General features: G+C 67.1%; 19 protein-coding genes. 14 read left to right on the top strand and 5 right to left on the bottom strand.

Annotated elements, in window-relative coordinates; all coding sequences use genetic code 11:
• The first annotated feature begins 94 nt into the window (after window positions 1-94).
• Entirely contained in the window at window positions 95-865 is a 771-nt protein-coding gene (locus ACOYYX_RS01800) for a hypothetical protein (RefSeq protein WP_422928224.1), read from the top strand.
• Between the two features lie 52 nt (window positions 866-917).
• Window positions 918-2309 (top strand): HEAT repeat domain-containing protein, encoded by a 1392-nt coding sequence (locus tag ACOYYX_RS01795; RefSeq protein ID WP_422928223.1) that lies wholly within the window; start codon window positions 918-920, stop codon window positions 2307-2309.
• Between the two features lie 10 nt (window positions 2310-2319).
• Here ACOYYX_RS01795 and ACOYYX_RS01790 read toward each other — a convergent pair whose 3' ends face one another.
• Window positions 2320-3132: a hypothetical protein gene (locus ACOYYX_RS01790; RefSeq protein WP_422928222.1), complete on the bottom strand. Its 813-nt coding sequence runs from the start codon at window positions 3130-3132 to the stop codon at window positions 2320-2322.
• A gap of 596 nt (window positions 3133-3728) precedes the next feature.
• On the opposite strand from ACOYYX_RS01790, the gene ACOYYX_RS01785 reads away from it, so the two are divergent.
• Both ACOYYX_RS01785 and ACOYYX_RS01780 read left to right on the top strand, forming a co-directional pair.
• Window positions 3729-6536, top strand: a complete 2808-nt coding sequence (locus tag ACOYYX_RS01785; protein WP_422928221.1) for a PSD1 and planctomycete cytochrome C domain-containing protein — start codon at window positions 3729-3731, stop codon at window positions 6534-6536.
• Between the two features lie 62 nt (window positions 6537-6598).
• Window positions 6599-8071 carry a DUF1501 domain-containing protein gene (locus ACOYYX_RS01780; protein ID WP_422928220.1) on the top strand — a complete coding sequence of 491 codons (1473 nt, stop codon included), beginning with the start codon at window positions 6599-6601 and terminating at the stop codon, window positions 8069-8071.
• On the opposite strand, the gene rsmD is transcribed toward ACOYYX_RS01780, so the two are convergent.
• On the bottom strand, window positions 8057-8692 hold the full coding sequence (gene rsmD / locus ACOYYX_RS01775) for a 16S rRNA (guanine(966)-N(2))-methyltransferase RsmD (RefSeq protein WP_422928219.1): 636 nt from the start codon (window positions 8690-8692) through the stop codon (window positions 8057-8059). The genes ACOYYX_RS01780 and rsmD overlap by 15 nt on opposite strands.
• A gap of 248 nt (window positions 8693-8940) precedes the next feature.
• Here rsmD and ACOYYX_RS01770 point away from each other — a divergent pair, with 248 nt between their 5' ends.
• The 4 genes from ACOYYX_RS01770 to ACOYYX_RS01755 all read left to right on the top strand — a co-directional run bounded on the left by ACOYYX_RS01770 (window position 8941) and on the right by ACOYYX_RS01755 (window position 12850).
• Window positions 8941-9297: a hypothetical protein gene (locus ACOYYX_RS01770; protein ID WP_422928218.1), complete on the top strand. Its 357-nt coding sequence runs from the start codon at window positions 8941-8943 to the stop codon at window positions 9295-9297.
• A 42-nt stretch (window positions 9298-9339) separates the two neighbouring features.
• Window positions 9340-10092 carry a hypothetical protein gene (locus ACOYYX_RS01765; RefSeq protein ID WP_422928217.1) on the top strand — a complete coding sequence of 251 codons (753 nt, stop codon included), beginning with the start codon at window positions 9340-9342 and terminating at the stop codon, window positions 10090-10092.
• 60 nt (window positions 10093-10152) lie between these two features.
• Complete coding sequence (locus tag ACOYYX_RS01760; RefSeq protein ID WP_422928216.1) at window positions 10153-11073, top strand: SMP-30/gluconolactonase/LRE family protein; 921 nt, start codon at window positions 10153-10155, stop codon at window positions 11071-11073.
• Between the two features lie 337 nt (window positions 11074-11410).
• Window positions 11411-12850 (top strand): hypothetical protein, encoded by a 1440-nt coding sequence (locus tag ACOYYX_RS01755; protein ID WP_422928215.1) that lies wholly within the window; start codon window positions 11411-11413, stop codon window positions 12848-12850.
• Window positions 12851-12871: 21 nt separating this feature from the next.
• Here the strand turns inward: ACOYYX_RS01755 and sugE are convergent, their stop codons facing one another.
• Window positions 12872-13192, bottom strand: a complete 321-nt coding sequence (sugE, locus tag ACOYYX_RS01750) for a quaternary ammonium compound efflux SMR transporter SugE (protein ID WP_422928214.1) — start codon at window positions 13190-13192, stop codon at window positions 12872-12874.
• Window positions 13193-13462: 270 nt separating this feature from the next.
• Between sugE and ACOYYX_RS01745 the strand changes: the two genes are divergently transcribed.
• Window positions 13463-14338, top strand: a complete 876-nt coding sequence (locus ACOYYX_RS01745) for a PP2C family protein-serine/threonine phosphatase (protein ID WP_422928213.1) — start codon at window positions 13463-13465, stop codon at window positions 14336-14338.
• A gap of 15 nt (window positions 14339-14353) precedes the next feature.
• Here the strand turns inward: ACOYYX_RS01745 and ACOYYX_RS01740 are convergent, their stop codons facing one another.
• Window positions 14354-15295: a methyltransferase domain-containing protein gene (locus ACOYYX_RS01740; RefSeq protein ID WP_422928212.1), complete on the bottom strand. Its 942-nt coding sequence runs from the start codon at window positions 15293-15295 to the stop codon at window positions 14354-14356.
• A gap of 136 nt (window positions 15296-15431) precedes the next feature.
• Between ACOYYX_RS01740 and tilS the strand changes: the two genes are divergently transcribed.
• Window positions 15432-16814, top strand: a complete 1383-nt coding sequence (gene tilS, locus ACOYYX_RS01735) for a tRNA lysidine(34) synthetase TilS (protein ID WP_422931579.1) — start codon at window positions 15432-15434, stop codon at window positions 16812-16814.
• Between the two features lie 14 nt (window positions 16815-16828).
• On the opposite strand, the gene ACOYYX_RS01730 is transcribed toward tilS, so the two are convergent.
• Window positions 16829-18724, bottom strand: a complete 1896-nt coding sequence (locus tag ACOYYX_RS01730) for an OprO/OprP family phosphate-selective porin (RefSeq protein ID WP_422928211.1) — start codon at window positions 18722-18724, stop codon at window positions 16829-16831.
• Window positions 18725-19417: 693 nt separating this feature from the next.
• On the opposite strand from ACOYYX_RS01730, the gene ACOYYX_RS01725 reads away from it, so the two are divergent.
• The 4 genes from ACOYYX_RS01725 to ACOYYX_RS01710 all read left to right on the top strand — a co-directional run bounded on the left by ACOYYX_RS01725 (window position 19418) and on the right by ACOYYX_RS01710 (window position 24078).
• Window positions 19418-19636, top strand: coding sequence for a hypothetical protein (locus tag ACOYYX_RS01725; RefSeq protein ID WP_422928210.1), 219 nt, complete (start codon window positions 19418-19420; stop codon window positions 19634-19636).
• 350 nt (window positions 19637-19986) lie between these two features.
• Window positions 19987-21201, top strand: a complete 1215-nt coding sequence (locus ACOYYX_RS01720; protein WP_422928209.1) for a DUF2092 domain-containing protein — start codon at window positions 19987-19989, stop codon at window positions 21199-21201.
• Window positions 21202-21368: 167 nt separating this feature from the next.
• Window positions 21369-22433, top strand: coding sequence for a formylglycine-generating enzyme family protein (locus ACOYYX_RS01715; protein WP_422928208.1), 1065 nt, complete (start codon window positions 21369-21371; stop codon window positions 22431-22433).
• A gap of 136 nt (window positions 22434-22569) precedes the next feature.
• Window positions 22570-24078: an NCS1 family nucleobase:cation symporter-1 gene (locus tag ACOYYX_RS01710; protein WP_422928207.1), complete on the top strand. Its 1509-nt coding sequence runs from the start codon at window positions 22570-22572 to the stop codon at window positions 24076-24078.
• Window positions 24079-24171 lie beyond the last annotated feature (93 nt).

Raw genomic sequence — 24171 nt, 5'->3', positions numbered from 1 at the left:
TGACTTGGGAATCACCCCCGGAGTTCGGCGATGAGGAGTCGTCGGGGGCGTGACTTGCCGCCCCGAACCGGGTGGGATCGCAAGGACGGAGAGGATGTCCATGAAGATCGGCAAGGCCCTGGTCGGGGCGATGAGGCTCGTGTTTTGGCTTCCCAGGTCGAAGAAGTGGCGGACGGCGTACCTCGGGGTGTTGGCGGTCGTCTTCGCGTATGCGGGGATACTCACCTTCCCGGGGGCCCTCTTCGCCTACTACCACGAGCAGGGGACGTATCGCGTCTGGTCGGATGAGCCGATCGACCCGGCGATCACGTCGGTGCTCGACAGGGCCGAGGGGTTGCTGAAGCGCTCCGCGATCCACGACCCGAACATGGTGCATCGGCTCTATGTCTGCAACAACAAGACCCGCATGCGGTTCGTCGCCCGGGGCGACATGGCCTTCGGGGTGACTTATTTGATGCGGCACAACACGTTCCTGAGCCGGGCCGAAGTCCCCGCCGATAAGATCTTCCGAGGCGCATCGGATCAAGCCCAGCGCCCCTTATCCAGCGTGATCGCCCACGAGCGAATCCACGCCCTCCTCCTCTCCCACTACGGGCTCCTCACCGAATTCTGGCTGCCGACCTGGAAGAAGGAAGGATATTGCGAGTATATCGGCGGCAATCCCTCGTTCGGCATCGAGGAGGGCAAACGCCTGATCCGAGAAGGCCGCAAGTCAAGTGCCCCCTCATTCCGATATCTCGAATACTATTTCATGGTTAAGTACCTGCTCGACGTCGAGCATCGCTCCGTCGACGACCTCGTCACGAAGTCCTTCGACGAGGCCGAGGTATTCAGCAAGGCCCGCAAGGCCATCGACCGGCTCTGAAAGGAGGGGTCGGGACGAGCGAGCCATCGACTCACTTAAAATAGAACATTCCATGATCAGATGGCTCGCTCCGAAGTGCCCCTTGTTGCCGGGCGAGAAGACCTTGGTCGAATTGTGGATGCGCAGGTTGGCCGATGAGTTCGGCCTCAACCGGCTCCTCAAGGCCGAGGTGCTCCCGCCGAAGATTGATGCCCTCATCCCCTCCTATGCAGGGACCGAGGACGACGCGCGGGGGCTCCTGCAGGCCCTCGGCCGACGGATGGGACTGGCCCCCGGGAAGGTCATACTCGAGGTCTATCCGAGCACGTTCGAGCCCAACGACTTCGGCCTCTACGAGCGGCCCGAGGCGGAAGGGGAGCCGGCGAAGATCCACGTCGCCTCGTATCGCCTCGCCGATCCCGTGGCCCTCGCGGCGTCCCTGGCGCATGCACTGGCCCACGACATCCTCCTCGGCCGGGGATTGCTCGCCGAAGTCGCGGAGGAACGCGAATTCGTGGCCGACCTGCTCCCCCTGTTCTTCGGCCTCGGGCTGTTCATGGCGAACGTCACCGTGGCCGGGGTCGCGAGTTACCCGACCTACCACGGCTACGCGGATATCGAGCGTCGGGGCAGTTTCAGCTCCTGGCAACTCGGCTACGCGCTGGCGCTCTTCGCGCACATGCGGGGCGAATCCAAACCCGGCTGGGCCCACCACCTACGGCCCGAAGCCCTCGCTGCGTTCCGCAAGGGTATGCGGTTCCTCAAATCCTCGAACGACTGCCTCTTCCACCCGGCGACCATCCGGACACCCCTGGATGTTCCTTCGGCGTCTGAGGCCGCCCGGCGACTGCGGGAGGGCTCCCCCACGATCCGGGTCCTGACCCTCGGGCAGATCCAGGATCATCACCTTGGCGGGGCGGAGGTTTTGGCCGAGGTCGAGCGGCTCCTGAAGCACCGCAGCATCACCTTCCCATATTTTGCGGCCCTGACCCTCAGTTCGATGGGGACTGCGGCGGCGACGACCGTGCCCACCCTGCTCCGCCAGTTCCCCAACGTCGACCTGGAGACGAAGGTCTGTTTCCTCCACGCCATCGGGAACTCGCAAGGAGACCCCGATGAGGCCATCCCGGCCCTCGCCAACCTGCTCGAGGATGATCGGATTGAACTCGTCTTCGCCGCGGCGACGGCCCTCGGGAAGTTCGGGCGTCTGGCGGGGCCGGCGACCCGGCCGCTCGTCCTGGCCCTCGAGAAGGCGACTCTGCATTGCCATTACGAGTTGATGGACGCGATCGTCGAGGCCCTCCACGCCGTCACCGACGACCCCATCGCGGCGGCCGAGGATTACCTCGCCGAGCGCAACGAGGAATTGCGACACCTGGCCGTCGAGGCTCTCCGGAAAGCCCGCGAGGCTGAGCCCGCACCCGCCCAGGCGATCGACGCCCCCGAAACCAAGCCGGGTCTTTGAGCCCCCTCGATCACTTGAGCTCGACGCCTTGCTCGTCGGCCTTCTTCGGCTCGCTGATCTTGCCGTCGGGCTCGACGACGTACATCCAGTGCTCGGTGCGGATCACCTCGGGGACGCTCGGCTTGCGCGTCAGGACGTGGAAGACGTCGGTGTCCTCGGGGACGTCGGCCAGGATGTGCGTATGCATGCCGGCAACTTGCTGGTTGCCATCGGGGTCGGGGGGCGAGACCTCGATCACCGACTTGTGCAGGCGGCGCCGCTCGAGAATATTCGAGCCGTCGGCCGAGACGAGGAAGCGGGCGTCGCCCCCCAGCGGCCAGATCTTCGCCTTCGTCTGCGCGGGCATGAAGTAGACCCAGAGGTTCCCCTCGGGCGCGGGGAGGATGGCGACGTTGTAGCGCCGGCGCTCGAGGCCGGGCAGCTTCGTGAACTCCTGGATGGTCAGGTCGACCGCCTTCGGCGCCGCGAGGAGGAAGCCCTTGTCTTCTTTCGGTGGGTCGAATGCCTCGATCTTGTACTGGTCGGGCTTCTCGCCGGGCGTGGCCTCGAAGGCGATCAGGAAGCGATCTCCGGCCTCGTTGAGCTTGCCGAACGCCACCGTCCAGCCCATCTCCGTCTTGCGGGCGATGTAGCGGTCGAAGCTCCCTTCGGGCGGCTTCTTGGCCATCAGGGCGTCGCTCGCATGCCAGCAGGCCGAGTCGTATGCAAAGAGGTCCCTCCCCCGCTCGGTGATCGCCGCCAGCTCTTCCTTCGTCGGCGGCCCCTTGGGCTCGGGAGGCTCCGCAAGTACGATCGCAGCTAGGGCGAGGACGGTGGCGAGCATGGCGACGGCTCCATCGGCTCGAGAGTCGGTGCGGGCGAAAGTCGAAGGGGGGACTCTGCGATCTTACTCGCACGACGGCCCGGGATCAGCATCCAGCCCAGCTGAACGATTTCGTCGGGGTCGGTTGAGGGCGGCTGCAAAGAAGCCGGCAAGGTCGACTAAATTCTCGCTTTCACCCTCGGGTCGGTACGATTAAGATATTGCAAAATCCCCTGGAGGCGCCTCGGTGCGGCTAGAGAGCCACCGACGCCCGATGATGGGGATCCCCACCGAGACTTTCCTCGCGGATGACAAGGTTCGGTTCGATCCTCCCGGCCTCGATTGTTGCCTAAGAGCCTGGTGCGGACGCGACCGGGGTGATCCCGGCCTGCCCCCGTGCGGGTTCATCAAGAAATGGGGCGAGTGCTCGAGAGGATTCCGCGTGCGAGACGATCGATCAGGCTGACCGCGGAGCGCGAGATGGCGGGTTGAGTTCCAGATTCTCGGCGACGACCGGCCCCCTTCGGCCTCACCTCGATCCACGATGATCGAGAAAGCCATGAATCGAGGAAGGGCCGACGATCGCGATGATCCGGGCCGATACGGAGAGATCCGACATGAACCGATCGAAGACCCTGGCCCCCCTCCTCGTCCTCGCCTGGGGAGTCGCGACGCAGGCGGCCCCTCCGCCGCCGGCGGACAACCCCGGCGTCGAGGTCTTCGAATCTCGGGTCCGCTCCCTGATCGTCGACAAGTGCCTCTCGTGCCACTCGGGCGACCAGCCCAAGGGGAAGCTCGACCTCACGCGGAGGGCCTCGGCCCTGGCGGGCGGAGACGCGGGCGAGGCCATCGTGCCGGGGAACCCGGCCGAGAGCTCCCTCTTCGAAAAGGTCGAGTCGGGGGAGATGCCCCCCAAGAACCCACTCAACGCCGAGCAGGTCGCGGACTTCAAGGCCTGGATCGAGGGGGGAGCCCCCTTCACCGGCGAGCCCCTGGCGGCCAAGCGCGCGGGCAAGGACTGGTGGTCGCTCCGCAAGGTCGCCAAGGTGACGCCGCCGAGCCCGGCCGACCCTTCGCACTGGAGCCGCAACCCGGTCGACGCCTTCATCCTCGAGAAGCTCAAAGCCAACGGCCTCACGCCCAGCCCCGAGGCCGACCGCGTCTCCCTGATCCGCCGGGCGACGTTCGACCTCACCGGCCTGCCGCCGACCCCCGAGGAGGTCGAGGCCTTCGCGAACGACCGATCACTCGACGCCTATGAGAAGCTCGTGGACCGCCTGCTCGAAAGCCCCAGGTATGGCGAACGCTGGGCGCGGCACTGGCTGGACGTCGTCCGGTTCGGCGAGAGCCAGGGGTACGAGACGAACATGCCCAGGTACAACGCCTGGCCCTATCGCGACTACGTCATCCGGGCCTTCAACCGCGACACGCCGTACCCCCGGTTCGTGCTCGAGCAACTGGCCGGCGATACGCTGCTCGACGGAGACTGGCTGACCCAGGCGGCCACCGGGTTCCTCGTCGGCGGGACGCACGACGAGGTGGGGATCGCCAACATCGAGGGGCAACTCCAGCAGCGGGCCGACGACCTCGACGACATCATCACGGCCACCGGCACCGCGTTCCTCGGCCTGACCGTCAATTGTGCCCGCTGCCACGACCACAAGTTCGACCCGATCTCGCAGAAGGATTATTACGGGCTCTCGGCCGTCTTCGCAGGGGTCCAGCACGGCGACCGAGCCGTCGCACGGCCCGACTCCGAGGCCAGGCGCCGGGAGGCCCTGCACGTCCGCAACGAGCTGGCCCGCGTCGAGGCGGAGCTCGACGACCTCGAGCCGGTCGCACGCCCCGACCTCGGCGCCCCCGGGCGCTCGATGGTCAAGCCCCGCCGCAACATCGAGCGGTTCGAGCCGGTCGAGGCCAACGCCGTCCGCTTCACCGTGCTGGCGACGAACGACGGCAGCGAGCCCTGCATCGACGAGCTCGAGGTCTACTCGGCCGGCGAGAAGCCCAGGAACGTCGCCCTCGATTCGGCGGGGGGTAAGGCCTCGGCCTCGTCGGTGATCCCCGACCTGCCGATCCACAAGGTCGCCCACCTCAACGAAGGACGCGCGGGGAACAGCCATAGCTGGATCTCGCGCGTGCCGAGCAAGGGGTGGGCCCAGGTCGACTGGCCCGAGGCCCAGGCAATCGACCGCATCGTCTGGGGCCGCGACCGCGACGGTGATTACAGGGACCGGCTCGCCACCGAGTATTACATCGAGGCCCGCGAGACGTCGGGCCGCTGGCGCCTGGTCGCCTCGTCGGCCGACCGCCCCTCGTATCAGGCGAATGGACGCCCCGTCGAGCCGGCGGGAACCTCGAAGGAGAACGAGGCCCGCGCCGCGGTCGTGGCCAGGGTGCAGGCCCTGCGCGAGCGGCTCGCGCAGCTCGGCTCGACCCAGCCGGTCTACGCCGGCAACTTCACCCAGCCGGGGCCCAGCTTCCTGCTCCGCCGGGGCGACCCGATGCAGAAGCTGGATCAGGTCTCCCCCTCGGCTTTGGCATCCGTAACCCCCGCGCTCCAGCTCTCGCCCGAGTCCCCCGAGCCCCAGCGCCGGCGGGCCCTGGCGGAGTGGATCGGCAACGCCGAGAACCCCCTGCCCCCCCGCGTGATGGTCAACCGGGTCTGGCACTATCATTTCGGCCGGGGGATCGTCGCCTCGCCCAGCGACTTCGGGTTCAACGGGGCGCCGCCATCCCACCCCGAGCTGCTCGACTGGCTCGTCGGCGAATATCTCCAGGGCGGCTCCGCGCTCAAGCCCCTGCACCGGCTCATCATGCTCTCGGCCGCCTACCGGCAGTCGAGCCAGCCGGTCCCCGAGGCCCAGGCGAAGGACAAGGATAATACCCTCGTCTGGCGGATGACCCCGCGTCGGCTCGAGGCCGAGGCCATCCGCGACTCGGTCCTCTCCGCCAGCGGCCGGTTCAACCCGGTCATGGGAGGGCCGAGCTACTCGCTCTGGGAGAAGAACACGAACTACGTCGCCGTCTACAAGACGAAGACGCAGCTCGGCCCCGACGAGTTCCGCCGGATGATCTACCAGCTCAAGCCGAGGGTCCAGCAGGATCCGACCTTCGGCGCCTTCGACTGCCCCGACCCGGCGCTCGTCGCCCCGCGCCGGACGGTCTCGACCACGGCACTCCAGGCGCTCAACCTGCTCAACAGCGAGTTCCTCGTCGAGCAGTCGAAAGCCTTCGCCGACCGGCTCAAGTCGGAGGCCGGCGACGACCCGAGCAAGATCGCCCGCCTCGGGTTCCAGCTCGCCTTCGGCCGCAACCCCAGCGAGGCCGAATCGGGGGCCGCGGCCTCCCTCGTCCGCGACCACGGCGCCGAGACCTTCTGCCGGGCGCTCTACAACGCCAACGAGTTCCTCTACATCCCCTGAGCGTGCTTGCGACCGACCGTTCTCACCGCCGCCGCCAACCCTGCCGCGAGAGGTCCCTTGCCATGAGCCACGTTCCGGGAATCCCGACGGGTCGCCACCTCCTCGACCGCCGCCGCTTCATCTCGCAAATGGCGGAGGGGATGGGAGGGATCGCGCTGAGCCTCCTGCTGGCGAACGACGGCCTGCTCGCCGCAGGAGCCGGAGTTGGAGCCGAGCCCGAGAACCCCCTCGCGCCCCGCAAGCCGCACTTCCCGGCGAAGGCCAAGCGGGTCGTGCACATCTTCTGCACGGGGGCGGTCAGCCACCTCGACACGTTCGACTACAAGCCCGAGCTCATCAAACGGCACGGCCAGCCGCTGCCGGGCGTCGACAAGCTCATCACCTTCCAAGGGGAGAACGGGAACCTCACCAAGAGCCCCTGGGAGTTCAAGCCGAGGGGCGAGTCGGGCAAGTACATCTCGGAGCTGATCCCCCGCCTGGCCGAGCGCGTGGACGACATGTGCTTCGTCCACTCCCTGACCTCGAAGACGAACACGCACGGCCCCGGCGAGATCTTCATGAGCACGGGGTTCACCCGCGAGGGGTTCCCCAGCATCGGCTCGTGGGTCTCCTACGCGCTCGGGACCGAGAACCAGGACCTCCCCTCGTACGTGGCCATCCCCGACCCCCGGGGCGTCCCGCAGCAGGGGCCGGCCAACTGGGGCAACGGCTTCCTGCCGGCCGCCTTCCAGGGGACCGCCTTCGGCGCCGACCGGCCGATCGACCACCTGGCTCGGCCTTCGCAGATCCCGGCCTCCTCCGACCGTGCGGCCAAGGACTTCCTCCGCGTCCTCAACGACGAGCACCTGAAGCGGAACCCGGGCGACACCGAGCTGAGCGGCCGGATCGCCGCCTATGAGCTCGCCGCCAGGATGCAGTTGAGCGCCCCCGAGGTCGGCGACCTCTCGGGCGAGAGCCCGGCCACCCGGGAACTTTACGGGCTCAACGACGCGAACCCGATCCTCGCCGGCTTCGGCCGCAACTGCCTGCTCGCCCGCCGGCTCCTCGAGCGCGGGGTCCGGTTCGTGACGCTCTACAACGGCGCCTTCGCGATGGGCGAGGGGAGCCTCAACTGGGACGGCCACAAGCGGATCAAGTCCGACTACGACCGCCACGGCCCGATCCTCGACACCCCCGCCGCCGCCCTGCTCAAGGACCTGAAAGCCCGCGGCATGCTCGAGGATACCCTGGTCGTCTGGACGACCGAGTTCGGCCGCATGCCCACCTTCCAGAAGGGCGTGCAAGGCCGCGACCACAACCCCAAGGGCTTCACCGCCTGGCTCGCCGGCGCGGGCGTCAAGCGCGGCTACAGCTTCGGGGCCACCGACGAGTTCGGGCACCAGGCCGTGGAGGACGTCGTCGACGTCCACGACTTCCACGCCACGATCCTCCACCTCCTCGGATTGGACCATGAGAAATTGACATATTATAACAACGGAACCCAACGTCGCTTGACCGACGTCCACGGCCACGTCATCAAGTCAATCCTCGCCTGATTCGTCGCCCTCTTCCTCGTCTTCATCCGGGTGCGTCTCCTCCAAGGAGTCGGCGCACTCGAAGAAGATCAGGATGGTGTTGCCGTACTTCTTCTGGCGGGTCTCGACGAGGGTCTTGAGCTCGATCGGCTCATACTCCTTGGGGTCGATCTGGACGATCACGAACCCGGGTTCGGATTCGTCGTCCCCCTCGGCCGGCTTGCGCAGGAGCTCCGGGCGCTCGTCGATGATCTGCATGGCCTTGACCCAGAGTTCCTTGTACTGGGGAGGCGCCACGTAGATCAGGTCGAAGGCCTTTTCCGTCCCTCGCAGGAAGGCGAAGGCGTCCATGTGACGGACCTCAGCCTGGGCGGTGAAGCCCGTCGCCTGCAGGTTCTTCTTGATCGTGGCCACGGCCTTGTCGCCGAGGTCGGTGAACGTGCAGTGCTCGGCCCCCTGGCTCAACGCCTCGATGCCGACGCTCCCGCTGCCGCCGAAAAGGTCGAGCATGACCATGCCGTCGATCCGGGGGCGGAGGACGTCGAAGAGCGCCGTCTTCACGCGGTCGAGGATCGGGCGCGTGCCGTCCCCGGGGACCAGCAGGAGCTTCTTCCCTCGCGCACTGCCTCCAACGACCCGCATCGGCGATGACCTCGCAAACCCAGTAGCTTTCGTATCGAACCAGACGCCGGCGGCGCCCGAGAACTCCCCCTGATTCTCGGCCTCGCCGCCTCGCGCGGCAAGGCCTGTCGGCCGGTTCGACCCTCCCTCTCCGATTTCGATTTTTCGGCGCAGGGCCTAAGAAAAGTCGGTTTCGCCCGTCTTACATCCCTGGTATAAGGGGATTTGTCCGTCCTTCAAACCCTTGGATTCGAGGGGAGGCGACGAGGATGAAGACGCCCGAGACGCGACGGCCGATGGTTTCTCGCAAGGCCGGGTTGCTGGCCACGGCGGGGATCCTGGGGGGCATCACGATGCTCATCCAGCCTCAGCCGAGCCGCTCGCATTGGCCCATCTGGACGCCACGCGCGGCCCCGCCCGGGCCATTCATGCCCTATGCCCCGATGGCTCTGCCGTCCACCGTCGACCCGGAGAAGCCGACCGATCGCTGCATCATCACCCCGCCCGCGATCGATGAACGCTTCGTCAAGGCGGCGCCGCAGATGGACGAACGCTTCGTCGTTGCGCCCAAGGTCGTCGGCCTCCCCTTCACGCCGCAGGCCTGGGATCCCCAACGGCGTCGCTGAGCCGGGACGCCCCAGAGACACCACGAAAGAGCCAACGTAACGATGAGCATCGACACCATCGGGCTCATCGAGGCCTTCAACCTCTACGCCCTGCCGCCCATCGTCCTCGCGGTCGTGCTCGGCTCGCGCCTGCACAAGCCCCGCCCGGGGGTCGAAGGGATCCACGCGCCCGAGGCCGACGAGGACGACTCCGATTTCCGGGCCCGGGTCGATAGGCTCGACCGCGAGCGGGTCGTGCGCGGGATCGGGACCCTGAGCCTTGCGCTGGCGGCCAGGACCCTGGTGATGATCATCCCCGAGTTCCAGGGTTACTGGCTCTCGGGGAGCTTCTCGTCGATGGGCTTCCTCAACGTCGGGATCCCGCTCATCACGGTGGGCATGAACCTCCTGACCGGCCTCGGCCTGAGGCGGCTCCGCCCCTGGGGGCGCTGGCTCGGGGTCGTCTGGAACGGCCTGGCCTCGGCGGTCGCGTGGACGTTCTTCGTCTGGGTCTGGCGGCACGGCGCCGAGGTCCCGGCCTCGGAGTGGCCCGACATCGCCGCGTCGAAGGTCCTGCCCCTGCTCCTCGCCCTCATCCTCCTCTCCCGCGGCTCCGCCCAGGTCGTCTCGGCCAGGCACCGGGCGCTGATGGCGCGAACCTCGCGGTTCTCCGACTACCCTGCGCGACGCTCGTGGCTCCGCTCCTTGCTCCTCGGATTCCTCGTCGCCGTGGTCTCCACCATCGTGGCGAACGGATTCGACTGGGCGATCCGGATCCGGCCCGAGCTGAACGAGGCCATGTCGACCGCGCCTTGATACCGACGCTCCAATCAACGTCCCCACGCCTTTTCAAAACCCGATCGGAGGAGTGACCCGATGTCCGCGCCTTTCCTCACGCTGATGTACCTGCTGGTTGCCGCGGCCCCGGCCTCGGATGTGGTCGCGCCCGGGGCGAAGATCGAGAAACTCTGGGGCGAGGGGAGCTTCACCGAGGGAGGAGCCCTGACGGAGGACGGCTCGATCCTCTTCTCGGACATCGGCGACCGGATGATGAAGTTCGACCCGAAGACGAAGCAGGTCACGGCCTTCCGCGACCCGAGCGGCCGCTCCAACGGCCTGATCTTCGACCCGAAAGGCCGCCTGCTCGCCGCCGAGGGGGCGAACACCGGGGGCGGCCGCCGGATCTCGATCACCGAGCGCGACGGCAAGGTCCGCACCCTGGCCGACAGCTACCAGGGGAAGCGCTTCAATAGCCCGAACGACCTCACCGTTGACCGCCAGGGCCGCGTCTACTTCTCCGACCCGCGCTACGTGGGCAAGGAGCCCCGCGAGCTCGACTTCGAAGGCGTCTTCCGGGTCGACCCCGACGGCACCGTCACCCGACTCGAGACCACGGCCAAGAAGCCCAACGGCATGGCCCTCAGCCCCGACGACAAGACGCTCTACGTCGCCGATAACGGCCCTGCCCGACGCGCCCTGCTCGCGCTCGACCTCGCCCCCGACGGGACCGTCTCCAACCCACGCGCCCTCGTCGATTTCGGCAAGGGGGACGGCATCGACGGCCTGACCGTGACCACCGACGGCCGCCTCGTGGCGACGGTCGGCCAGGGCGAGCAGGCCGGCGTGACGGTCTTCTCCCCCGCCGGCAAGGTCGTCGGCTTCATCCCCACCCCCGAGCACCCCGCCAACGTCGAGTTCGGCGGCCCCGACCGCTCCACCCTCTACATCGCCGCCGGCAAGGGCCTCTACCGCATCGAGACCACGATGACCGGCCACCACCTCTGGCCGGCCCGCTGAGGTTATTGTCGATGACGCTTCGGCGTGTCCCCCGAAGCGAGGACGCGCCGACGTATACAAACATCTAGAAACTTCTTCGACGGCCCCGTCGATGACTCCGGCCAATCCCTCCCAGCCCTCCCCCCAGGCGCGACCGTGGGCCGAAACTAACGGGTTACAAAGTGCGATTCCTGCCATCACAACCACGACACTGTCGACGTGGGTTCCCAGCTCGCCTGAGCCTCGTCGCCCTATCGCGGACGTCTCTGCGTCGAACCAGCGTCTGTGGATCCTAAAGGGCTCGGGCTCGTGGACTTCGCGGGCCGGAGCCACTATTTTGGGCCCGGGAAACGGCGCGATGATGCGAACCGACGATGACGATGCGGAGGGGGGTGCGTTGATGAGTCTTGGCGATCGACTGGGCCGGAGCCTGTTCGTGGCGACGGCGGTGGGGCTGGCCTGGGGCATCCGGGGCGACTTCGGCCACTCCATCGGGGCCATGTATCCGGGGGCCATCCTCGCGCTGGCCCTGGCCTACGTCAGCGGCCAGCGGTCGCTCTTCCTCTGGACGCCGATCCTCGCCGCCCTCTCGGCGTTCGGGATCGGCTCGGGCGGGACGATGAGCTACGGGATCCTCCACGGCTACGCCCAGGCTGACACCCTCATCAACTACGGCTACGGGTTCCTCACCCTCTTCCTACAAGGCGGGGCCTGGGGGACGTTCGGAGGCGCCCTCATCGGCCTGATCCTCGAGCGCCGGCCGATGCGCACGAGCGACTGGCTGGGGCTCCTCGGCAGCGTCTTCGTGGGGGGCTGGGTCGTCCCGTTCGTGGTGGTCGACCTGATCGGATTCCAGATCAACCCGCCGAGGAACAACAGCTCGATCGCCTTCATGGGGGCCGCGGCCGGGCAGTTGACCTGGCTCGCCTGCAACAACCGGCCGAGCGGCCTGCGCGGGGGCGTGCTCGGCTTCGTCGGGTTCGCCCTCGGGATGTCGGCCGGGCGACTGCTCGGCAATCTCTCCAACATGCTCCAGGTGCCTTACGGCTACACGATCAACCACTGGAACGTGATGGAGACCTCGTGCGGGTTCATCGCCGGCCTCATCTTCGCCTTCGGGATGCTCGGCCGCAGTTACCCCGAGCCCCCCGAGGATGAGAAGAAGAACCTCGACCTGGCCTCGACCTATGGCATCCTCTTCGTCCTCGGCTTCCTGCCCGTCTGGCACAGGATCGCCCGGATCGTCCCGAAGGCCAAGCTGGCGGAGTGGGCGAAGTCGCTCAAGGAGTACGGCTATGCGGACCCCGAAGGCGAGGCCCGCAAGATCCTCTGGCTCCTCGACGGCCTCTGCGTCGTCGGCTTCATCGGCGCGGCGATCTGGCTCGTCATCCACTTCAAGCGCAAGCAGAAGTGGTCGGCCCTCCCCGTCTTCTGGCTCTCGGGCACGATGCTCCTCTATCAGAACGTGAACGCGCTCTTTTTCCACTATCCGATGCGGATGAAGTACGTGAACATGCACAACGTCTTCTGGGTCTTCTTCGGCCTGATGGCGGTGTATGCGGCCATCGCGCGGCCCGGCTCCAGGCCCGACGTTCAGGCCGAGCCGCAGGAGACCAGCCCCGAACCCGACCGGTTCGCCTGGGGGCGCTGGGCGGTCGGGGCCTTGGCCTCGCTGGCCTTGGTGGTCTACCTGGCCGGCTTCGTCAACAAGGAACAGACCATGAAGACGGCGAACACGCGCTGGCCTATCTGGACGTGGTCGCAGGGGCCCTTCCCCGGCCGAGAGGCCAAGCCCTGAATTCGCCGACCATCGAGGGCCTCAATGCGGCGAGACGAGCTTGAGGCCCACGATCCCGACGATGATCAACCCGAGGCAGACGAGCCGGCGGATATCCGTCGGCTCCCCGAGCAGCACCATGCCGACGATCACCGTCCCCACCGCCCCGACGCCGGTCCAGACCGTGTAGGCGGTCCCCAGCGGCAGGGTTTTCACCGCGACGCCCAGCAGATACACGCTGGCGACCATGAAGACGCCGAAGCCGACCGTCGGCCAGAGCTGCGTGAACCCTTTGGTGTACTTCAGGCAGACGGCCCAACCGATTTCGAAAAGCCCGGCAATGACCAGCACGACCCAAGCCATGTGTGTCCCCTTTGGAGAAAAGGGTTGGCTACGGGGTCGTCCCCGCGAAAGGTAGGGCCTCGCTCGGTCCAGACCCGGCGAGGCGTGGGGTCGTCCCCACGTCGGGAATCTTAGGAAAATGCCCGGGTCCACTTCAAGCTGTACAAGGTGAGCGCGGGCGCCCCCACCTTCTTTCCCGCCGCGATATGCCGTAGGCTTGAAAACAATCGGCCTCGGTCGTCGCCGCCAAGGATCGACGACCTTCGACCGCGATACGAGTGGAGGTCGCGCGTGAAATCCGCCAAGAACCCGGCAACAACCTCAGCCGCGCACGCGGAGCATCCCGCCCCCCGCGTAATGAAGTGCATGGAGATCCAGGGGGGAAGCAATGCGGTCGAGGAGCCGGTGTCGACCCCGGGCCTCGAGGGCTGGATCTACAGCCTCCCGCACCAGGGAGCCGAGCGCGGAGGTGACGTCCACTACCTCTCCCTCTGCGGCGGCGGGCTCTTCACACGCCTGATCGTCGCCGACGTCTCCGGCCACGGCGCCAAAGTCGCCGAGTTCTCGGCCTGGCTGCGGACCGCCATGCGCCGGAACATCAACCGCAAGAGCCAGACGGGCCTGGTCCGCGAGATCAACCGGCAGTTCTCCGAGATGGCCCAGTCGCGGCGGTTCGCGACGGCGGTGATCGCCACCTACCTCTCCTCGCGACGGCGGCTCACGCTCTGCAACGCGGGACACCCGCGGCCCCTCTGGTTCCACGCGGGGACCGGCCAGTGGTCCATCATGACGCGCGAGGACAACGGCGCCGGGAACCTCCCGCTCGGCATCGACGACGACGCCTCCTATCACCAGTTCGCGGTGGACCTCGAGCGCGGAGATATCGTCGCCGTCTATACCGACGCCCTCTCCGAGGCGGCCTCCCCCGACGGCAGGATGCTCGGCGAGGAGGGGCTCCTGCAACTCGCCCGGGGCCTCGAAGGGGACGACCCGCAGGAATTAGGCAAGGCCTTGCTGGCGAGGATCGGGGAGCACCGAGGGGGCCTGCCCTCCGACGACGACGTGACCCTCGTCGTCTTCTTCCACACGGGGAGCGGACCTCGACGCCTCTCGGTGGCCGAGAAGCTCGACGTCCTGGCGAAGGTCTTCCGGCTCAAGCCGTCGTGATCGAACGGGCCCCGATCAGGCCCGCGTCCCCATCACGTTGACGCCGCTGCCGATGATGAGGTCGTTGCGATAGGCCCAGTCATACGCCCGGCCCGAACGCGCCGGCGCCAGCTCGACGAGGTCGCGGAACCCTTCCTCGGCGAACCAGCCCTTCAACTCGTCGACGGTGTGGTGCGACTGGTAGCGCGGGGCGTACCAGTCGAAGCTGTCGCAGACGCGCAGGGTCCAGTCGGGGTGGTTCGAAAAGTTGACGACCTTGTTCAGGCTCTTGTTCAAAACCGGGATCCCCCCCAACACGCCAAGGCCGACGCAGATCGGCTCGAGGACCTGCGAGGGGAGCCTTGAGCTGACGACGCGCAGGCCGGAGTTGATCCATTCCTGCGGGAGCGTGTTGCGGCGGTAGAGCCAGACGGCGAGACGACCGCCGGGCTTGACCTTCGCGGCCACCTGGGCGAACGCCTTGCGAGGATCGGGGCAGTGGTGCAAAACGCCGATCGAGTAGGCGAAATCGAAGACCCCGTCCGCCAGAGGGAGGTCGAGCAAGTCCCCCTGCACGATCGAGGCGTTCGGAAAATCGGCGCAGAGGGCCGAGGCCTTCTCGACGGCCGTGCTCAGGTCAACCCCGATGACCCGCGCACCGTGCCCGGCGAGGAGCCGGGCGTAACGGCCGCCGCCGACGCCGGCGTCGAGCACGAGCATCCCTTTGAGGGCCTCGGCCGGCACGCCGGTCTTCACGGCGAAGGTCGCCTCGTCCTCCTCGTCGCGGGCCACGTCGTAGCGATTCCACTGCCGCCCGAAGCTGGCCGTGTACGTCTCGCCGGCGAACCGGGGGATGCCGCGGACGACGGGGTAGACGGCCCCGCAGCTCCGGCAGACGAGCTCCTCGCGCTCGCTCGGGGCGTCCAGCGGCTGGCGACACTTCAGGCAACGCAGCGTGTTCAGGAGGTCGGCGTTCATCGACTCATTCTAGCGAGCCGCTCGGGCCGAGTCACGGCCGCCCGACGCGGCATATCCCGCGCTCCGAGCCGTGGGTTAAGATTCACTGAATGGTCGGCTCCGCGATCGACCTCGGAGGAGTCCCCCGGCCTTGAGCGTGACCTGGATCGACCGCGTGCAATCCCGCCTGGCCCGCTGGCGTGCCGACGACGCCGGCCGCACCTGGGTCGTGGCCGTCTCGGGCGGGAGCGATAGCGTCGCCCTCCTGCGTCTCTTGCACGCGTCGGCGCCCGCGCTCGGTCTCAACCTCACGGCCGCCCACCTCAACCACGGGGTCCGGGCCGAGGCCGCCCGCCACGACGCCGAGTTCGTCGCCGCCCTCTGCCGGAGCCTGCAAATCCCCTTCGACCTCGGCCAATGGAAGCCGAGCCGCCCCGGCCACTTCGAGGCCGACGCCAGGCAGGCCCGCTACGCCTGGCTCGCGGGGATCGCACAGGCTCGCGGGGCCTCGGCCATCGTCATCGGGCACACGCGGGACGACCAGGCGGAGACGATCCTGCATCGGATCGTGCGAGGGACGGGGCTCCGGGGACTTCGCGGCATCCCGGCCCGGCGTCGGCTCGACGTGCCGGGCAAGCCTGTTTTGCTGCGGCCACTGCTATCCGTCTCCCGGCTCGAACTGCGGGCATACCTCGAGCAACTCGGCCAGCCCTATTGCGAGGACGCCAGCAACGCGAACCTCGCCTACACTCGGGTCCGGCTCCGCATGGACCTGCTCCCGAAGCTGGCAGAAGACTACAACCCGCGCGTGGCCGAGGCCCTCATCCGGCTCGGCGAGCAGGCCTCGGCCTCGCTCCGGGCCCATCGACGCCCCCTGGCCAATCTCCTGCGCCGGGCGATCGTCTCGACCACCGGGGATCGGATCGTCCTCGAGTGCGAGGCCCTCCGCTCCAGCCCGGGGTTCCTCCGGGTCGAGGTCCTGCGCCGGGCCTGGCGACGGGCGCGTTGGCCCGAGGCCGTCATGAGCGCCCGACGCTGGGAGCGGCTCGGCTCTTTGGCCAACGAGCCGCATCCTCGGATCGAGGTCGGCGCCGGGGTCTCGGCCAGCTCCGACGAAAGGCGGCTCGTCCTGGAGCGAGCCATTCAGGCACCTCTCCCCTTGCCCGTCGAAGGCCCGGCCGTCGTCGAGATCCCCGGGAGCCTGCAATGGGGCGGCGGGCGGCTCGTCGCGTCGCTCGAACCGGGCGAAGATCGCGACGAGACCATCGATCTGGAATGCCTCGTCCCGCCGCTCGTGGTCCGCAGGCCCGAGCCGGGGGATCGGTTCCAGCCCCTTGGGATGGACGGCAGGAGCACGCCGCTCAACGACTTCTTCCGGGGCCGGGGCGTCCCGAAGGACGCCAGGGCTCGCACCCCCTTGCTCTGCGACGCCCTCGGGATCGTCTGGGTCGTCGGCCACCGGATCGCCGACCGCGTCAAACTCCGCGACCCGAGCCGACGAACGCTCGGCCTTGCCTGGCTCCCCGACGACGTGACATAGCCGTTGCCTCAGACTCAGAAGAAGAGCTGGAAGCGGAGCCAGAGCAGGTCCGCGCTCCGGGCGAGGGTCCTCGGGCCGTTATAGACCGGGTTGCCGAAGAGGGAGTGCTGCCAGTCGAAATAAATCTTCGTGTACTTATACGGGTACCAGTTGAATCCGAGGTCGATCGACTGCGCGTGGTTGCTCCAGAGGTTCGGGTCGGCGAACCCGCTGGAGAAGACGTTGTGCGACAGGTCGAGCACGCTGTAACGCGCATGCACCTCGACGGCCCCGATCGACTCGAGCCGGCCGTCCTTGAACTTGAACGGCCGCTTCGGCTCCACGTCCACCCGGCGTTTGATCTCCTCGCCCGTCAGAAAGTAGTACGCCTGCACGAAATAGCCGTTCTGGGCCACCTTGGTCCGATACGCGGGGCCGGAGGCCAGGGCGTAGTCCTGGAACCCGCCGTCGAACTGCGCCAGCAGGTTGAAGCTCTTGTAGAACCAGGCGATCCAGGCCGACGTGTGCGCCCGGTAGCCCGACTCCACCACGTTGCTGTTGAACATGAAGAACGTGGGAGAAAGGCTCCGGACGACCGGGCTGGACGCCGCGGCCGACTGGTCGTTGGCGGTCGTCAGGATCATCGGCTGGGTGCCGGGGTTGGACCCGTTGCCGAAATCATACTCGGCGCCGATGTTGAAATACTGCAGCGGGGACGACTCGAGCTTCTGGAACGGCCGGACGTTGAAGAACGCGTAAAGGTTCTTGCTGTTCGTCGTCGCCGAGAACGAACGCCGGGGGCCGTTGAAGACGCCGATGGCGTACTCCGCCCGCTTGTCCAGGATCTGGCCGTGTTCCATGATGCCGACCTGCCGGTTGCCCGAGAAGTTCCCCGTGTACAGGGAGCGCTCGGGGGCGATCAGGTCGCCCTCGGCGATCTGGTAATACTCGTAGGAGGTCGGCGTCTTGGTGCGCCCGACGCGGGTCTGGAACCGGGGGTCGATGTTGTAGTTGATGAAGGCGTCGAGGAGGTCGATGCTGCCGTAGCCCCGGTTGAGGTCCGTGTAGAACTCGACGTGCTTGGTCGCCCTGCCGGTGAAGTACCAGCGTTGCCTGGGGACGAAGAACTGGTCCTTGAGCGGACTCTGGCCTCCCGCGCCCGGGAAATAGCGGAACTCGGCCTGCGTCAGGTCGTGGAACTGGAGCTGGAACTCCTGGTCCTCGGACTCGAACCGGAGGCCGTTGCCGATGGTGGTGGAGATGGGCCTGGACTCCCCCTCCTTCCCCCGGCGTCCGATCGTGCCGTTCGCACCCTTGCCGTTGCCGCCGCCCCGGGTGGTGTCGCCGCCCGACTTGACGCCATCGCTCGGCCCGTACGGGGTCGCCCCGACGCGGTCGCCGTCGGTCCCCCCGGCGCCCCCGCCCTGCGAGGTCATGCCCTCGGTGTCGGTCCCCCGGCCGATCGTCCCCTCGGAGCCTTCGGGGATCTGATCGCCGTCGGGGTCGGACCCGCTGGTGCCCGAGGGGGGCGACGAGGCCCCGCCGCCAGGACCGGGCGGTTGCGGCTGGGGCTGCGACGGAGATCCCGGTTGAGCCGGCGATTGCCCTTGCTGGACCTTGGCGCGAAGGGACTCGAAGTCGCGCGAGAGCGTGGCATAACGCTCGTTGTGCTTCCTATCCATCACCTCGTACTGATCGAGGATCTTCTGATTCATCGCCTCGAGCTTGAGCAGGCGCGCCTCGAGCTGGGCCTCTCGCGAGGCCGGGTTTGCCGCGAGGGTGGAAGGCGTCGATGGGGCGGAGGCCGCTTGCTGGGCACTCGACCGCCGGGCCATCGGCCCCAGGATCGCGACCAGCGAGACCACCGCCAGCGCGAATATCCGCGCAGCAGGCCGCCCCATCCCCATCAATTCGAGCCCGCGGAAGGCCATGAGACGCCCGCCCCAGAAAGCATCAATTCGCCCGATGATAAGCACTTCTCTATTTCGATCGTCCATGGCACCGCGTGCGAGGGGACCGGCAATACCGCTCAATGATTTCGGGACCGTCACCTGAAAGGGCCGATGCCGGCTCTCGGCCTCCGATGCACCTCGGCATCGGGATGCGACCCGGAGCATCAACGGATGCCGAGCATCCACCGGGATCGCTCATACTTCTCCAGGAGGACCAGGAGGACGGCAAGCCATGATCGCCGAAGTCGAATCCTGGCCCGTGATGGCGGAAATCGCCGAAGGGCACGACATGGGATACCGCGAGATCAGCGCTGCAGAGGGATCAGGGGATCGCACGAGAGCCGAGAATGATGACTTGGGACACCAAACGCACCGGATTTGTTCTACCGGCCACAAGCCTCTTGGCTCCACGAGTTATATCGCTTTAAAGCCAATAGTCAACTGCAGTTCTGAGCATCAAGCCCGGGCTCGATCCCGAGAAAACAAATCGAGATTGGGGCAATTCACTCGAGCCCATTCACTTCATATCAGCATCATTCCGATGATTTCGAGACTTCTCGGGCGTAAACTTTCACGGGCGAGTCGCGTGCGGCTGAAGGGGATTCAATCCGATACAAGCCGGGAGCGACCTCCGGCAATTTGCCGGGGAACTCTCCTACGAAAGGCGGAATCGTGACTCTCATTGAGCATGAGGAGAAGCTCGACGCTAGCGACATCCCAAGGGACGCCTATAGCCTGGCCGGTGGGTTGCCGAACGAGGCGTATTGTCTCGAGGAAGCCGATGGCAAATGGCGGGTGTATTACAGCGAGAGGGGCTCCCGCGCCGGCCTCAAGCGGTTCGACACCGAGCAGGAGGCGTGTGACGACTTCTTCGACCGGCTGACTCGATGAGACCTTCTGATTCGCCAATCCACATCAAACAAAATCTAGATAACCCATGCGCCTGCCGGGCGGAGAGCCCGAGACCGCGAACGGCTATCCCCAGGCTTTCGAGACGGCGGCGAGTTTCGAGGGGCGAGAGTCGAGCGAAATCTCCGAACAATCGCATTTCGTCGATGTGTCGCGGGGCTGGCCTGCGAAGATGCGTGCCGAGGCTGTTCGTCGAAGCGCGACCCGAGCGCCCCCGGCCGCTTGCAACCCGGGCGGCTCGCGTCCATGATCAACCCATGACTGGGCGTGAGACGAGGCGACTGGAGGCCTTGCGGCTCGAACATCGCCGGGGGCGCGACGAGGACTGATCCATGAGATCGTTGATTCCGGCCTTGCTGGCGATCGTACTCGCTCCCTCCTCCTCTTTCGCGCAGGCGCAGGACGAACCTGCGGGGCCCGCGAACGACCCGAAGTTCGCGGCCTCCGTCACGCGGATGGAGCAAGCACTGAGGGCCCTGCCCTCCTATGCCGTCGCCGTGAAGCTGGACTGGAAGGGGGACGACGGGGACGTAGGAGCCACCTTCTTCACCTTCCGTTTCGAACGGCCGAACCGGTTCCGCGTCGAGGTCCGACAGGCCGAGGGCAAGGAACCGAGCCTGATCGCCGTCGCCGACGGCAAGGACCTGACGACCTATCTCCCGGCCCGCAAGCTCTACGCCCGAGCCCCTCTGCCGACCCCCGCGCACCTGGCGGAGGCCGACCCGTTCCTCCTGGCGAACCTCAAGGGTTCGTTGATCGACAGCCTCTTGCGAACCGACCTGAAGGGTTACATCCTCGCCCGCAGCCAGGAGGTCAAGCACCTCGGCGAGGACCGGCTCGACGGGCTGGCTGTCGACCACTTCCAGCTCGTCTGGGGCCTCGACGACGAGGAGTTCTGGCTCGGCCCCGCAGATCAGACCCTGCCCCGCAAGATGGTCCGCGTCGCCAAATACACCGACGATGGCAACAATGGGGCCGTCCTCAAGCTCACGATGACGACCGCCCTGACCTGGGCCATCGGCAAGCCGCTCGACCCGAAATCGTTCACCCTCGATCTCCCGGGGGACGCGAAGCTCGTCGAGGACCTGGAGTCCGCGCTCGCGAACGCCTCGCCCGCGAGGCTCCTGGGCCAGCCCGCGCCCGGCATCGGCCTGGCGAAGCTCGGCGGGGGCTCGATCAAGCTGGACGACTTCAAGGGCAAGCAAAGCGTCGTGCTGGCCTTCTGGTCGACCTCCAATGACGAGTCCGCCCGGCTCTTGCTAGACCTCGCGAAGCTTCGAGCCGAACACAAGGAGACCGCCTTCCTCGCCGTTAATGCGGGTGAGACAGCTCAGGCCGTCTCGGCCCACCTGGCGAAGCAACCCGCCGACCTCAAGATCCTCATCGACCCCGACGGCAAGGCGGCCGACGCCATCGGCATCGGCCACCTCCCCACCCTGATCGTCATCGACCGGGATGGGCTCGTCCGCTCCGTCCACGAGTCGGCCGGAGATGACCTGCTCAAGCAGCTTCGGGCCGAGCTCGAGGCATTCGCTAAACCTAATTAACGTGATATCTTTATTTTCAATTCGTCATAATTTTGTCGATCTAAGTACTCATGAGCCGATCGAAACGAGCCACACGTAACAGCCAGCAGCCTGGACTTCGCCAGCAAGCGCCGGCGGCGGCACCTTCACCAGTCGAGCCAGGGGCAGGTGCCACTCCAGTGCCCTGGATGAGATTCGCACGGCTCGCGATCCTGGCGATCGTGGCCTTCGGAGTAACCTTCGCCGTCGTCAAGCTGACGCGCCAGGCTCCCATCAAGGTTTCGCCCTCCAATGAAGCTCCTCCAGCGGGCATGGCCTGGATCCCGGGCGGGGAGTTCGTCATGGGGACGGACTCGCAACAGGCCTGGCCCGATGAGAAGCCGGCGCATCCCGTCCGCGTCGACGGATTCTGGATCGACGAGCATGAGGTGACGAACGCCGAGTTTCGCGCGTTCGTCGACGCGACCCATTACGTCACCACGGCGGAAAAGGCCCCGACGCTCGAGGAGATCATGAGCCAGAGCCCGCCCGGCACGCCGCCGCCGCCGAAGGAGTCGCTCGTCGCCGGGTCGCTCGTCTTCTCGCCGCCGACCGGGAAGGTGAAGCTCGACGACTTCTCGCAGTGGTGGGCCTGGACCCCGGGAGCGGACTGGCGGCATCCCGAGGGGCCCGGGAGCAGCCTCGAAGGCCGGGAGCAGCACCCGGTAGTCCAGGTCTCCTGGGACGACGCCAACGCCTACGCCCGCTGGGCCGGCAAGAGGCTCCCCACCGAGGCCGAGTGGGAGTTCGCCGCCCGCGGCGGCCTCGTCGGCGAGCCTTATGCCTGGGGCGACGAGCCTCCGAGCGATACTCATGCTCTGGCCAACATCTGGCAAGGAGAGTTCCCACACCTCAACAATCAGGCCGACGGCTACGCTCGCACGTCCCCGGTGAAGTCGTTCCCGCCCAACGGCTACGGCCTGTACGACGTGGCCGGCAACGTCTGGGAGTGGTGCGCCGACTGGTACGAGCGCGATCTCTACCGGAGGCGCTCGGGACCGGCCCAGGGCCTCGTCGACAACCCCGCGGGCCCCGAGCGGTCGCACGACCCCGCCCGGCCCTTCGTCCCGCAACGCGTCCAGCGCGGCGGCTCGTTCCTGTGCAACGACTCCTACTGCAGCCGCTATCGCCCCAGCGCCCGCCACGGTTGCAGCCCCGACTCCGGGATGTCGCACGTCGGCTTCCGCTGCGCCCGAAGTGCGGCCGGCTCCTGACCCTCGGCACGTACGCATTCGCGATGATGCCCGCATCACCGTTCATGGAACCGAGACACATCGCGATGGATCGCCGTGCCCTCCTCGGATAGCCTGGGAGGTTGAACACCTGGGCTCACCGGCTTGAGGATCGACGATGACTGCGGCCCCGCTCTCCCACGCCACGACCACGGACGACGACCCGTCCTCGGTGCTCGAATCCGCCTTCGCGAACCCGGACCTCGCGCCGACCTCGGCCGGAGAAAGGCGCTGGGGCGTCCGGGACATGGCGGCGCTCTGGATCTCGATGTCGGCGTGCATACCCACTTATATGCTTGCCTCGTCCTTGATCGCCGAGGGGATGAACTGGTGGCAGGCGGTCCTGACGATCTTCCTCGGCAACACGATCGTCCTCGTGCCGATGATCCTCAACGCCCACGCGGGGACGAAGTACGGCATCCCCTTCCCCGTCTATTGCCGGGCCTCGTTCGGGATCCTCGGGGCGAACGTCCCGGCGATGCTCCGGGCGCTCGTGGCCTGCGGCTGGTTCGGCATCCAGTGCTGGATCGGCGGCGGGGCGATTTACAAGATCGCGACGATCGGGCTGCCCGCCTGGGAGAAGCTCGCCCCGATCCCCGGCCTGGGCATCAACCCCGCGCAGCTCGGGTGCTTCCTGCTCTTCTGGTGCATCAACATGGCCGTGATCTATCGAGGGATCGACTCGATCCGGCTCCTGCTCAACGTCAAGGCCCCGCTCCTGATCGCCTTGGGGCTCGCGCTCCTGGTCTGGGCCTACCGAGGCGCGAATGGGTTCGGCCCGATGCTGGCCAGGCCCTCGCAATTCTCAGCGGGCGAGGCCAAGTCGGGCCAGTTCTGGGCGTTCTTCTTCCCGGCGTTGACGGCGATGGTGGGCTACTGGGCCACGCTCTCGCTCAACATCCCCGACTTCAGCCGCTACGCACGCACCCAGCGAGACCAAGCGTTGGGCCAGGCGCTCGGGTTGCCCTCGACGATGGGGTTCTTCTCGTTCATCGGCGTGGCGGTGACGTCGGCCACGATGACGATCTTCGGCGAGACGATCTGGGATCCGATCGAGCTACTCGCGAAGTTCCGCGACCCCTGGGCACTCGCCCTGGCGATGCTCGCGCTCGGCGTGGCGACGCTCGCCACCAACGTCGCGGCCAACGTCGTGGGCCCCGCGAATGACTTCGCCAACCTCTGGCCGAGGCGGATATCCTTCCGGACCGGCGGCCTGATCACGGGCGTGCTCGGGATCGCGATCCAGCCCTGGAAGCTGATCGCCGACCCCTCGGGCTACATCTTCCGCTGGCTGGTCGCCTATTCGTCGCTGCTGGGAGCCGTGGGCGGGATTCTGATCGCCGACTACTTCCTCGTCCGTCGCACGAGGCTCGACCTGGCCTCGCTCTATCGGAGAGGCGGGCGATACTGGTACGCGAACGGATTCAACCCAAACGCGCTGATCGCACTGGCGGTCGGGATCGGGCCGTGCGTCCCAGGCTTCCTCGGCGAGGTCGGGGTGAGCAAGGTCGCCCCGATCTGGACCGAGCTCTATCACTATGCCTGGTTCCTCAGCTTCGGGATCTCCTTCGCCGTCTATGTGATCCTGACGACCTTGCAGAACCGCGGCCTCGATCCCGCGGAATGAGCGGGCCAACGAAAAGGGGCGGGCACAAGGCCCGCCCCATCGGAATCGATTTTCAGACGCCCCGGACCGAAGCCCGAGGCGTCTCGATGAGCC

Source organism: Singulisphaera chitinilytica (assembly GCF_049331405.1).
In the GTDB taxonomy this organism is placed as follows: domain Bacteria; phylum Planctomycetota; class Planctomycetia; order Isosphaerales; family Isosphaeraceae; genus PoT.
This window is presented reverse-complemented; position numbering and strand designations above follow the sequence as displayed.